Below are 12609 nucleotides of genomic sequence, written 5' to 3'. Positions count from 1 at the left end.
TTTATGCTATTTTTTTAGTTTGATTTTTAATCACGGTCTCCCTCCAGAACGCCTGAAGTACGGGTACAACAAACATGGTCATAATCTGAATGGCCATTCCCCCAAAAGTGGGTATCGCCATAGGGATCATAATATCGGCTCCCTTGCCCGTTGAAGTAAGCACCGGGAGTAAGGCTATTATAGCCACCGCGGCCGTCATCATAGCGGGCCGAACCCTTTTCTTTCCGGCTTCAAGTACAGCAGCCCTTACGGCTGGTATCGTTTTTGGATCTTTTTCTTCAAAGACCTGATGAATATAGGTTCCCATGATTACACCATCATCAGTGGCAATTCCAAACAGGGCAATAAATCCAACCCATACAGCCACACTCAGGTTGATGGTCTGCATTTGAAACAAATCTCTCATATTCACTCCCGATACTGAGAAATTGAGGAACCAGTCCTGTCCGTATAACCACAACATAATAAACCCGCCGGCAAAGGCTACAAAAACTCCTGAAAAATGGATGGAGGAGGCAATCACGGTTTTAAACTGGAAGAAGAGGAGTAGGAAAATAATAATCAGACTGATCGGAATGACAATGGCCAGTCTGCTCACAGCCCGGATCTGATTTTCATAACTCCCAGAAAACTTATAGCTGATCCCGGCCGGTACCATTAACTCTCCAGTATCAATTTTTTGTTGAATAGTTTTTTGGGCATCCTCTACTACAGTGACTTCGGCAAAACCGTCCTTTTTATCAAACAGTACATATCCCACCAAAAAGGTGTTTTCGCTTTTGATCGCCTGTGGCCCCCTCACATATTCAAATTCAACCAGCTGAGAAAGCGGAATCTGGGCGCCAACCGGAGTCGGTATCAATATTTTACGCAGGGCTTCAGGGTTATCCCTGAGCTCCCTTGGATATCTCACCCGTACCGGGAATCTTTCCCTTCCTTCAACCGTGGATGTGATTTTCATCCCGCCAATAGCCGTTTCAATACTTTGCTGCACATCTTCGATAGTAAGGCCGTACCTGGATATTTCATCCCGATTGATATTTAAATGCAGATAAGGCTTACCTACGATGCGATCGGCAAAAACTGCTTCCTTTTTTACGGAGGGCACTTCCTTTAAAATGGATTCGAGCTGCATCCCGAAGGCCTCTATGGACTTCAGGTCAGGGCCGTACACTTTAATTCCCATCGGAGCGCGCATCCCCGTCTGCAACATAACCAGTCGGGTTTCAATGGGCTGCAATTTAGGAGCTGACGTCACTCCTGGTATCCTGGTAACCTTTACGATCTCATCCCAGATATCGTCTGGTGATTTAATATGAGGTCGCCAGTTCCTGTAGAATTTACCATTCTCATCTGCAAGCAGATCCTCCCGAGAAATACCTTTAGCGAGAGCTTCTTCGTTAGTAAGGCTGTCCTGATTTACGGTAATAAACCGATCTTTCCTGTCTACTTTAAACCTAACCCGTCTCCCCTCTTCATTCAGGATAAATTCGGGTTTGTAATTGATGATATTCTCAAACATGGAGATAGGAGCCGGATCCAATGCAGTCTCAGCGCGCCCCAGCTTGCCAACTACCATATCTACCTCGGGAATATTCCCCACCAGCATATCGATTTGCCCAACTACCTTCCGGTTGTATTCTATCCCAGAATGAGGCATGGAAGTAGGCATGAGCAGGTAACTGCCCTCGTCGAGGGAAGGCATAAATTCAGATCCGATGCCGGGAAACAGTTCTGAAGCTGCTGTCCAGCCAGAAGTCTGTCGCACATTTTTCCAGCCGATTGATTCCAGTCCGTTGGCCATAAAACCAAAGGTGGAATTAAAGCCAAGCCAGACCAGCAAGCCAAAGAAAAGAGTGACTGCCGGAATAAGCATAAACTTCCCTTTATTCTCCAGGCACCACTTTAAAACGGTTTCGTAGAAATGTACGATCGCGAGCAGGGCAGCCAGGATGATCCCAATGAGGAACAACACAAAGATGAAGTTGATGATCGTTCCATTCTGAGGTCCAAGTGGCAACCATTCTTCAGACAGGAAAAAGGAAGCTATAAAAATGGTAAGACCCAGATTGATATAGGTGGGATAGGCCTTATACTTCTCGGGCCACCTGGGTTCGAGAAGGTTATTAATGCCAATCAATGTAAGGGCAATGGGCAGAAACATGGAAAAGTAGATCGAAAAAAGGATTCCCGACACTATGAGCAGAACAGACCAGAATCGTCTTACTCTCTGTTTGTTGTAGTTGATTCCAAAAATAAAATGCGCCAGGGCCGGCAGTACTACAATCCCCAGGATAAAAGCACTGAGCAGGGCAAAGGTTTTTGTGAATGCCAGGGGCTTAAAGAGCTTTCCTTCTGCTGATTCCATGGCAAAAACAGGGATAAAACTAACTACTGTAGTCGCAAGGGCCGTGGTAATTGCTGAGGCAACCTCTACGGTGGCCTTGTAAATGAGCTGCATCAACTCTTTTCCTTTCACACCTTCATTTTCAGGCATCTCCAGATGACGGATGATGTTTTCCACAAAGACAATACCGACATCTACCATCACCCCAATGGCAATGGCAATACCTGAAAGTGCTACGACGTTGGCATCTACACCGGAGTATCGCATGACGATAAATGTCATCAGTACGCCTATAGGCAGAAGTCCGGAAATGATAAGCGAAGCCCTTAAATTAAGAACCAGGACAAGCACAACGATGATACTGATCAAAATTTCATGAGACAGTGCATTCTCCAGTGTACCAATCGTTTCCTGGATGAGTTGTGTCCGATCATAAAAGGGAACAATGGTCAATTGACTTTCAACACCGTTTGCCAGTGTTTTTTTAGGCAGGCCGGGAGCGATTTCCTTAATTTTTTCCTTGACATTATTGATAACGGCCAAAGGGTTAGAACCATAACGGGCAACTACTACACCACCTGCAACTTCGGCCCCTCCTTTATCGAGCACCCCTCTGCGGGTAGAAGGTCCCAGGCTAACCACTCCGATGTCCCTGATACGCACAGGGACGTTATTCTGTACGGCTACGACCGCCTTTTCTATATCGGATGTGTTTTTGATATACCCCAGTCCCCTTACCAGATATTCGGCCTGATTGATCTCGATAGTCTTTGCACCTACATCTTTGTTGGAGTTTTTTACCGCCTGCATCACACGGTACAGGGGAATATTATACGCCTTAAGTGCATCGGGATTTACATCGATCTGATATTCCTGTACAAAACCACCTATTGAAGCTACTTCTGATACTCCTTCTACAGCACTAAGGCCATATTTTACATAGAAATCCTGTACGCTTCTGATTTCCTGGAGATCCCATCCGCCTGTGGGATTGTTATCCTTGTCACGTCCTTCCAGGGTATACCAGTAAACCTGACCCAGAGCGGTGGCATCCGGACCTAATACAGGAGTGACACCCTCGGGAAGGATACCTGCCGGCAGCGCATTTAATTTTTCAAGGATTCGTGAGCGCGACCAGTAAAACTCGGTGTCTTCGTCAAAAATGATGTATATACTTGAAAACCCGAACATGGAAGAACTTCGGATGGTCTTTACCCCGGGGATTCCAAGTAAATAAGTGGTCATTGGGTAGGAAATCTGATCCTCAATATCCTGAGGTGATCTTCCGGGCCACTGTGTAAGGACAATTTGCTGATTCTCGCCAATATCGGGAATGGCATCAACAGGTACAGGGTCTTCAGGTAAAAATCCCGTATCCCAGTTAAAGGGTGAGGTGATGATACCCCATGTGGTAAGGGTAATCAGCAAAAGAACAGTTACCAGTTTGTTCTCTAAAAAGTATTTTATAGTTCTATTCAACATAATTTAAGTGTGGGTATTGAATCTCCAGTGAAACTTCAATAACGCGGGCATAAAATGCCGCGTACCATGCCCAACTAGTTGGGATGGTATATACTTAAATTATGTCTTTAAATGAGAAATGTCTGGTCCATTAGCTGGACGTCCCGTATGAGAAGAGGGGGGGAATATTCCTTAAAAGGGATGGATTGTTTATCAACCTCATTGAAAAAATGAGTGCAAACCAACAAAAAGGAAATGATCAGATTTTGCTGTTCAAAAGAAATATCTGAGGCTATGGAATGCAGATCATCCTGCCCGGAAACTACAACTTCCACGTCAGAACAACAGTGGTTTTCAGCACCCATCATATCATCTGAAGTTGCACCGTCCATTGCCATGCCACAGTCATCTGCCTGTTGGAAGAGCTTAAAATCAACGAGGGAATCTCCACAAAAATGCATATCCATCGAAAAGGACATGGTAGAGAACAAGACCATAAAGGCCAATGTTAGAGCTCCTATTTTATGTCGACGTGAATCCATTTCCCTACAAAACTACAAAATTAATGGTTTTATTGTCCTGATTAACAAAAGTTTACCAGGCGAATTACTGTAAACTCTCTTATTTTCAATTAGTTAAAGGGTACTCAATGTAATGAATTCCGGAAGCGAAATAACAAAAACAAAAAGTCATTGAAACAGACTAGAGTAAGTTTATCATCCCCACTATTGCCAGCCCCTCTTATCAAGGTTTGACGTACTGTTTTTCAGTGTCGATTTGATTTGGGGGTGTTTTGTTTTGTGGAAATTCCCAATACCTTTTGCTTTTAGTTTTTCCCACCCATTCCAGTATTGATTTCCTGTAGTTTACGCAGCTGTATAACGCATTCACACATATCGACATATATGATAAATATCAGCTTTGTGTAGGACAATACGGCATATCTTTGATAGAAGTGCATGCTGTAAGTTCTTTCTATCTTAACTGGAAGGAAATTGCTCAGGCTCCTTTGAGGAAAAGACCTTTTAGTTTAATAGAATGATCAGGTGATGGCTGTCATGTCAAAATCATCTGTTTCATCTCTGAATGAATACCTGCGAACCCTAATTAATACCTTCAATGAAAGACTCCGATTTACAACATACCGGAGCTCAAAACGGAAAAAAGGCCCTTATTGAAAGTAATCGGAAACTCCGCACACTTGTCAGTAATCTTCCAGGGGTGGTGTACCGCTGCCTTAATGATTCTAAGCGGACTATTGAATTTATCAGTGAGGGATGTTTTGAACTTAGCGGGTATAAATCGGATCAATTCTATGAACCTGATCCCATCAAATGGGCAGATATTATTCATCAGGATGATAAAGAAAAGGTTTACGCTAAATTACAACTAGCGTTGTCTGAAAAACAGCAATTTCATCTGAATTACAGAATTGTTGATGCAGAAGGCAATATCAGATGGGTAAGTGAACACGGAATGGGGATTACAGATAAAAGTGGTCCCATCACCCGTATGGAAGGATTTATAGAAGACGTCACAAGGCAAAAAGAGGTTGAAGAGGTACTGAAGAGCAGGAACAGGGCACTTAATGTTGCTGAAAAAGGCATCGTAATATCTGATGCCAAGATGGAACGATTTCCAATTGTCTATGTCAATGAAGCATTTGAAAGGATCACCGGGTATAGTAGGCAGGAAGTATTTGGTAAAAACTGTGATTTTCTACAGAATGGTGATAAGAAGCAGCAGGGAATTAAAATCGTTCGTGCTGCATTGAGAAATGGCGAAGCTTGTAAGGTAGTAGTCCGCAATTATAAAAAAGACGGTACCCTTTTCTGGAACGAACTGTCCATAACCCCCGTAAGAAATGATAATGGTGAACTAACTCATTTTATTGCCGTTCAAAATGACATTACTGAGCGTAAAAAACAGGAGTGGTTTAAAGATAGTAAGAATTCAATTCTGGAGATGATCGTTGCACATGAGCCTTTGGAAGACATCGCATTAAAAATTGTAGAATTATTAGAAAATAGTCTAAATGACTCCTATGTTGCTATTTTAATGGCTGAGGAAGAAATGCGGAACTTAAAGATCCTGGCCGCCCCCAAACTCCCTTCAGATTTTGTAAGCGCCCTGAATGGAATTGTCATTGATCCAAAATCCTGTTCCTGTGGTATTGCGGCATATGTGAAAAAAGAAATACTGGTGGCCGACATGGCAAAGGAAAATTCCTGGCGAGAACACAAGGCATTTCCTTTTCGTGCTGATCTAAAGGCATGCTGGTCTTTTCCTATGCTCACCCACAGCCATGAAAATCTGGGCGCCCTATCCGTTTATTGCAAAAAAGTAAAAACACCCAGTTCGGAAGAAAAAATGCTGATTAAGGAGGCAGCCCAACTGGCGAGTCTGGCAATTGAACAAAATAATGTTAGGACAGCATTACATAATAGCCGGGACCAATTGAAGTTCTATGCGCAGGAATTGGAAAAAACGGTTGAAAAACGCACTGCGGATCTCAGTTCGACAGTCACAAGACTTGAAGCTTTAAACACCGATCTGGAAACCCAGATACAAGAGCGTAAAATAGCAGAAGAAAGGGCAAAAACCAGTGAGGCTATCTTTTCGCTTATTGCTCAAAACTTTCCAAAAGGGGCAATTATTCTTATCAATAAGGAGATGGAAATTGTCTATATCGAAGGTACCGCCTTAATGCATATTAGAAAGCAAAAAAAACCATTTGAGAGGATTCGTATTGACGACCTAGATAAATTTTCTAAAAAGCGTAAAACCATAATAAAAGACCATGTGAGAGCCACCCTGGAGGGAACGCATTTGAGTTTTGAAATTATCTACAGAAGGAGGAGTTATATGGTAAATTCAACTCCCCTGAGAGACCGGGGAAATGGAATTACACATGCCCTCATGGTTTTCCATGATATTTCTGAGCATAAAAAGGCAGAGCAAAATATCCGTACAGCTCTGAAAAAGGAACAGGAGCTCAACGATTTAAAATCCCGCTTCATTTCAACGGCTTCGCACGAATTCAGAACACCTTTGAGTGTTATCCTCTCCTCGGCTACGCTAATTGAGAGACAGAATGAGGCCGGGAAAGAAGAAGCCCGATTAAAACACACCAACCGTATAAAATCCAATGTCCAGAATTTAGTAGTCATCCTCAATGATTTTCTCTCCCTTGGCAAACTCGAAGAAGGAGCCATTACGCCTGGTTATCAGTGGTTTGACCTACTTATATTATCAGAAGCGATACTTGCGGAGATGGAGGTCAATAAAAAAGTTGGACAAACCCTGGAAATTATTTCTTCTACTCAGGAAATTCAAGTCTGCCTCGATCCCAAACTGATGCGACATATCCTTAATAATTTGTTGAGTAATGCCGTTAAATATTCTGATGAAAATCAGCATGTAACCCTCAGACTAGAAAAAGATCGGGAAAGTGTAATCGTTGAAATTATTGATCAGGGAATTGGGATTCCAAAGGAAGAACAGCAAAACCTATTTCAGAGGTTTTTCAGAGCTAAAAACAGTTTGAACATTCACGGTACCGGCCTTGGGTTGCACATCGTTAAACAATATACAGAACTAATGGGGGGTAACATCAGGGTGTCAAGTGAAGAAGGAGAAGGCAGCATTTTCCGGGTTACTTTCCCTATATCGAATAAAAATTAAGTCCAAAACCTCCTTGGGGAGGAATAGTAAAACCAGAAAAAAGTTAATCTGATGAGAAAAGTACTGTTAATCGAAGACAACAGGGATGTTCTTGAGAATACGGCCGCCTTACTCGAGTTTGCAGACTATAAAGTTTTTACTGCTGACGGTGGGGCCGACGGTATTATCCAAGCCAAAGAAAATAGCCCCGACATTATTATATGTGATATCATGATGCCTGAAGTAGATGGGTATGCCGTACTTGAAACTTTGAACCAGGATGATAAAACGGCAGGTATCCCATTTATTTTTTTGACGGCAAAAAGTGAGATCACGGATATGAGAACGGGGATGTCCTATGGGGCTGATGACTATCTCGTCAAACCTGTAAAGGAAAAGGAATTATTGGAGGCAATAGATTTAAGGCTAAGGAAGAATGATTTTTTAAAAAAGAAGTTTACGAAAAATGCGGTAGGTATTAATACATTCTTTGAGGGTGTTTCGGAATTTCTGGGGATGGAACTTCTCTCGGCAAACCGGGAAACGCAGACGTTTGGCGACAAGGAGGAAATATACAGGGAAGGTGAGGCGGCAAATCATTTGTATTTTATTCAAAAAGGAAACGCAAAAACATATCGAGTAACGGAAACTGGCAAAGAGATGGTTTCTGGCATCTACGGAAAGGGAGACTTTATCGGGCAACTCTCCATTCTGAATAACCACGGCACCTATATTGAAACGGCTTCTGCTATTGAAAATGCAGAATTACTGAGTATCCCCAAAGAAGATTTTACCAAACTGGTGTACAGCAACAAAGTGGTTTCCAGGAAGTTTATAAATCTTATATCAAACGATCTGGAACAATTGCAGGAACAATTGGTAGACATGGCCTTTTCTTCCGTAAAACAACGAGCGGCAAAAGCACTACTCGAACTTAATGATAAGGGAATCATCGAAGATAAAGAACATAGGGGCATCAATATTCCAAGGGAAGATTTTGCGGGAATAATTGGCACTGCTACTGAAACAGCCATACGGGCGCTATCTGAATTCAGAGGTAAAGGCCTCATAGGAATAGGAGAAAAGAAAAAACTGGTTGTACTAAATAAAGAAGGCTTAAAACTTATTGCCGATTTCGGATAAAATGCGCAGCTCAATTCTCCGTTAACGGGCCATACCTTTTCCTATTATCATCACTCTATAAAAGCGATTATAATTATTATTTGCACGGTCTCAGAATGATACAGATCATTTACATCTGCATTATCATTTCGTTTATTTGAAGTATAAAATCAGATGTAATGAAAAAGTTATATGCAATACTCCTTCTTGTATTTCTGGGCTTGAGCAGTTGTGGCCCGGTTATCGTGTCTCATCGAATTGGAAATCCACCCCCTCCATGGTTTTATCCCAACAGGCTGGAACTGGTGAGATATGTATATTTCCCCGATATCCGTATTTATTATGACTTGTCTGCACGGACTTATATTTATCTCGATGGGGGCATTTGGGTCAGGCGAAATACCTTACCACCAAGGTATCGCAACTACGATTTAGGAAGATCGCGGTATGAAAGAATTCGAAATTACCACGATGATGATATCAAACGGTACGATGAACAGAACAACGCAAACAGAGGGCGAAGCAATTTGGACTCCAGGAGAAGAAGAAATTAGAAGGCAAATACTAAACTCCTGATAAATAACATGTTAATTCGAATATAGTTGGGCCTTCTAAAATCTAAGGTCAATTGATTTTAATCATTTAGAATTCATACCGTGTAGATTATTTTAGCAAAGTTGATTATAAAACAAAGTCGCTTACATACATTTTTTTTAGAATTATATTTCGTCGAAACTGGTTGAAGTGAACTCTGTTCATGAAAAGCTTTTTACAATGAAAACAATGCAGGAATTGTTGGGCGAAATCATTCTGCTCACCAATTATATCGAAACGGAATTCCCCGAATTATATAGATTCTTGGATGAGAATCCGATGACCATCCCCATATCTGAACAGGCAAGTATAGATAGGGAAACTATGCAAGACTATCTCGATAGTCTGAGATTATTATTAGAGCATCAGCTGGAAAGGCACCAGAGTGACAAAATGTTAGGAGGTCATTTAAAGAACGGATCTTCCATGCTTTAACAGAATTATGTCTTATTCTATCTTATGCACGGAGCGCAAAGAAAAACCGTTAAACCCATTCTCTTATTCCTTCCCCCCTTTCTCTTTTTCAAGTTTTTTAAAATAACGTCTGAATAGGAAGTTGTGTTTCAGCGCTTCCATGTTTTCATTGAAACGTAATGTCCCCTCTTCAATGTTTTGCATGGTATGTTGTAATTGATTGACAAAAACAGTGTCGGTAGCCAGATAATTTATTGTGCCTTTTCCTTCGTAAATACGTGTTGAAAGACTGTCTAAAGTGCGGGAAACAGAAACCATTTGTACACTTGACAATTCTAAGTTGGTAAGAATATTTTTCATCTGTTGGCCTGAAACAGAATCGTTGGTCAGGACATCTGCCACACTGTTTTCATATTCAATATTCGCTACAATTTCATTGAGCTGTTTAAGCATTATGTTCGCCTGAGTGCTTAATTCTTTAAGATTGGCAGAGGTCTGCAATAAGTTATCAGACATTATGGTATCATTGAGCAATCTTCCAAAGGTTCCTTTACCATTTTTCAAGGCTTCCGTTACCTGTAACAGGTCGGCCGTTAAAATAGCCGCATTTTCATTGGTTACATTGAGGGTGCTCAGCATATCTTCAGCTCCGATTTTACTGTAGGAGGCAATTTGATCCCCCGATGAGATGGGAGGCCCTGCTTCCCTACCCGGTACGATATTGACGATCATACTTCCTACGAGTCCGTCTGAACCTATACTGGCAATAGCGTTCTTCCTGATATGTGAGAGCATTTTCTCCTGTATGATCATATAGACAACAATGGTAGTGTCATTGGTCATTTCTATGTCCTTCACGGTACCAATATCAATACCTGAATAACGCACATTATTCCCTTTTTGCAGTCCGTTCACGTTCTTAAAAACAGCGTTTATCTGGAAGGTACTCCCAAAGAGATTTTGTCTGTTCCCGATTAGATAGGCGGCTACTACTAATAGCACTGTGCCAAGCACCACCAAGACTCCTAATCTAATATTCTGTACTGTTGACTTTTCCATTTCCTATTTTTTAAAAAATGCCTGAACATTTGGATCATCCAATTGTGTAAGTTCATTATACGAACCCTCGGCGTAATTAATACCATCCACGAGCAATATCATACGTTCAGAAATTACCCTGGCACAATCCACATCATGGGTAATAATCAGTGAAGATGTGCCGTATTTTTTTTGAATACTTCGCATGAGTTCGATGATTTCTTTCGAGGTGATAGGATCCAGTCCGCTGGTAGGTTCATCGTAAAAAATAATTTTAGGCCTTAGAATGATGGCACGCGCAAGGGCCACCCTCCTTTTCATTCCTCCTGATAGTTCGGCCGGCATAAGGTCCATGGTGTGTTCCAGGCCCACACTTTCAAGGGCCTCTAAAACATAAGGCGTCGTATCGGTGATTTTTCCCATTTTCCTGCGATGCCTCCGCATGGGAAATTCCAGGTTTTCCCGCACTGTCATAGAATCGTAAAGGGCACTTCCCTGAAACAGGAATCCAATATTTGCGCGCAGGGCATCCAGGGATTCCTGATCTAATGTGCTGATGTCCTCCCCCATTACCAGGATGGAACCGGCATCGGGAGTCATCAACCCGACCAGGCATTTGATCATTACAGATTTGCCCGATCCGGATTTCCCCATGACCACCAGGTTCTCTCCTTCATAGAGGCGCATATGAAAACCATTGAGCACGTGATTGTCTCCGAAGCTCTTATAAAGGCCCTGAATGTCGATAATAACTTTCTGGGCGCTATGAGACCTTGAATCTTTCTTTATTTCTTTCTCTTTAATCATTACAATTCATAAAATATGTCTGATATAAATACGGCAACAAAATCGATGACAAATAGTAGCATTGAGGTGAATACCACGGCGGTATTCGCTGCCATGCCCACTCCTGCAGTTCCTTTTTTACTGTAATAACCCTTAAAGCAGCCGACAAGGCCAATGGCAAAACCAAAGAAGAAGGATTTTATGGTTGCAGGAATCAGATCGCCATAAGACAGGGCATCAAAAACGGTATTAAAATACAGCAGAAAGGAGACATTGCCCTTAAAATTCTCAACAAGGGCTGAGCCATAAAGGGCAACTGCATCGCCCAGGACTACTAAAATAGGTAGCATTAGCGTGGTGGCAAGAATTCGGGTAACTACCAGGAATTTAAAGGGATTGGTTCCCGATACTTCCATTGCGTCGATCTGTTCAGTCACTCGCATAGAGCCCAGTTCAGCCCCAATTCCGGAGGCGATCCTTCCGGCGCAAACCAAGGCGGTAATCACAGGACCCAATTCCCTCACTATTGATATCCCTACCATATTGGGCATCCATGAAACCGCTCCAAATTCAAGCAGGGTGGGTCTTGATTGAAGGGTAAGGACCAAACCAATTATAAAGCCAGTGACCAGAACGAGCACTAGGGAGCGGTTTCCCATGTTATAACACTGCCTGAGAAATTCCCTGAACTCAAACGGAGGCCGAAAACACACTTTAAAAAAACGTGCGGCAAAATACGATAGCTCTCCAATCTCCTTGAAAGTGTTCTGTAACTGTGCTGTTGCTTTAAATGTACTTGTCATAACTACAGCTAGTTAGATTAGGGTACTATCAAAAGTAGAATTTAATGCCCGGGTACAGAATGACCTGTATCATAAAGCAGCTGTAGTAAATTAGATAATATTAAATGGGAGTATTCAGGTTCTGTATTAAAAAGTAAGCTTAATGGAAATTGAAATTTGGTACCTACCTCAGGCAGGCAAGCTTGTATATTCCTGGATTACGCCTGGGGCGTGATCCATGTTGGATTCATAGGATTTTCAGAATCCTATAAAACCCTCCTGGTAAACCTGTCTGCCGGCAGGCAGGTGAAAAAGTAAACGCTATCGCGTTCTATTTTTTTATTCCAAAGTCGCTTACCCAAACTGCGTTTGAGTCGCTTTCATTCTCAAAAGTATCAGGAT

Annotated in this window: 10 protein-coding genes; 5 read left to right on the top strand and 5 right to left on the bottom strand. The window is 42.1% G+C overall.

The features are described 5' to 3' along the window. Window position 1: 1 nt before the first annotated feature. Both ACA086_RS11400 and ACA086_RS11395 read right to left on the bottom strand, forming a co-directional pair. Window positions 2-3829 carry an efflux RND transporter permease subunit gene (locus ACA086_RS11400; protein ID WP_371003437.1) on the bottom strand — a complete coding sequence of 1276 codons (3828 nt, stop codon included), beginning with the start codon at window positions 3827-3829 and terminating at the stop codon, window positions 2-4. Between the two features lie 107 nt (window positions 3830-3936). Further along, the gene (locus ACA086_RS11395; protein WP_371003436.1) at window positions 3937-4350 is read right to left on the bottom strand and encodes a hypothetical protein; all 414 of its coding nucleotides are present in this window, start codon (window positions 4348-4350) and stop codon (window positions 3937-3939) included. 577 nt (window positions 4351-4927) lie between these two features. Between ACA086_RS11395 and ACA086_RS11390 the strand changes: the two genes are divergently transcribed. From ACA086_RS11390 to ACA086_RS11375, 4 genes are all read left to right on the top strand, one after another. Continuing rightward, entirely contained in the window at window positions 4928-7492 is a 2565-nt protein-coding gene (locus tag ACA086_RS11390) for a PAS domain S-box protein (protein ID WP_371003435.1), read from the top strand. Between the two features lie 51 nt (window positions 7493-7543). Next, on the top strand, window positions 7544-8614 hold the full coding sequence (locus ACA086_RS11385) for a response regulator (RefSeq protein WP_371003434.1): 1071 nt from the start codon (window positions 7544-7546) through the stop codon (window positions 8612-8614). Between the two features lie 158 nt (window positions 8615-8772). After that, window positions 8773-9147 (top strand): hypothetical protein, encoded by a 375-nt coding sequence (locus ACA086_RS11380; protein WP_371003433.1) that lies wholly within the window; start codon window positions 8773-8775, stop codon window positions 9145-9147. 220 nt (window positions 9148-9367) lie between these two features. Next, window positions 9368-9622, top strand: a complete 255-nt coding sequence (locus ACA086_RS11375; RefSeq protein ID WP_369748637.1) for a hypothetical protein — start codon at window positions 9368-9370, stop codon at window positions 9620-9622. A 63-nt stretch (window positions 9623-9685) separates the two neighbouring features. Here the strand turns inward: ACA086_RS11375 and ACA086_RS11370 are convergent, their stop codons facing one another. Genes ACA086_RS11370 through ACA086_RS11360 form a run of 3 tightly spaced genes read right to left on the bottom strand, consistent with a single transcriptional unit; the run spans window position 9686 to window position 12228 of the window. After that, on the bottom strand, window positions 9686-10660 hold the full coding sequence (locus ACA086_RS11370) for an MlaD family protein (protein WP_371003432.1): 975 nt from the start codon (window positions 10658-10660) through the stop codon (window positions 9686-9688). A 3-nt stretch (window positions 10661-10663) separates the two neighbouring features. Beyond that, the gene (locus ACA086_RS11365) at window positions 10664-11446 is read right to left on the bottom strand and encodes an ABC transporter ATP-binding protein (RefSeq protein WP_371003431.1); all 783 of its coding nucleotides are present in this window, start codon (window positions 11444-11446) and stop codon (window positions 10664-10666) included. Beyond that, window positions 11446-12228, bottom strand: a complete 783-nt coding sequence (locus ACA086_RS11360; protein WP_371003430.1) for an MlaE family ABC transporter permease — start codon at window positions 12226-12228, stop codon at window positions 11446-11448. Before ACA086_RS11360 ends, ACA086_RS11365 begins: the two co-directional genes overlap by 1 nt. A gap of 156 nt (window positions 12229-12384) precedes the next feature. Here ACA086_RS11360 and ACA086_RS11355 point away from each other — a divergent pair, with 156 nt between their 5' ends. Next, a complete protein-coding gene (locus ACA086_RS11355) occupies window positions 12385-12525 on the top strand; it encodes a hypothetical protein (protein WP_371003429.1) in 141 nt (46 codons plus the stop codon). Window positions 12526-12609 lie beyond the last annotated feature (84 nt).

Source organism: Muriicola sp. E247 (genome assembly GCF_041358175.1).
Classification (GTDB): domain Bacteria; phylum Bacteroidota; class Bacteroidia; order Flavobacteriales; family Flavobacteriaceae; genus Muriicola.
The sequence above is the reverse complement of the archived record's forward strand: the minus strand, read 5'-3'. Positions and strand labels throughout refer to the sequence as shown.

What these genes read in the sequence shown, in the direction of transcription:
- ACA086_RS11400 (WP_371003437.1), bottom strand. Translation starts at nt 3,829, where the DNA reads ATGTTGAATAGAACTATAAAATACTTTTTAGAGAACAAACTGGTAACT.
- ACA086_RS11365 (WP_371003431.1), bottom strand. Translation starts at nt 11,446, where the DNA reads ATGATTAAAGAGAAAGAAATAAAGAAAGATTCAAGGTCTCATAGCGCC.
- ACA086_RS11360 (WP_371003430.1), bottom strand. Translation starts at nt 12,228, where the DNA reads ATGACAAGTACATTTAAAGCAACAGCACAGTTACAGAACACTTTCAAG.
- ACA086_RS11390 (WP_371003435.1), top strand. Translation starts at nt 4,928, where the DNA reads ATGAAAGACTCCGATTTACAACATACCGGAGCTCAAAACGGAAAAAAG.
- ACA086_RS11375 (WP_369748637.1), top strand. Translation starts at nt 9,368, where the DNA reads ATGAAAACAATGCAGGAATTGTTGGGCGAAATCATTCTGCTCACCAAT.
- ACA086_RS11380 (WP_371003433.1), top strand. Translation starts at nt 8,773, where the DNA reads ATGAAAAAGTTATATGCAATACTCCTTCTTGTATTTCTGGGCTTGAGC.
- ACA086_RS11385 (WP_371003434.1), top strand. Translation starts at nt 7,544, where the DNA reads ATGAGAAAAGTACTGTTAATCGAAGACAACAGGGATGTTCTTGAGAAT.
- ACA086_RS11370 (WP_371003432.1), bottom strand. Translation starts at nt 10,660, where the DNA reads ATGGAAAAGTCAACAGTACAGAATATTAGATTAGGAGTCTTGGTGGTG.
- ACA086_RS11395 (WP_371003436.1), bottom strand. Translation starts at nt 4,350, where the DNA reads ATGGATTCACGTCGACATAAAATAGGAGCTCTAACATTGGCCTTTATG.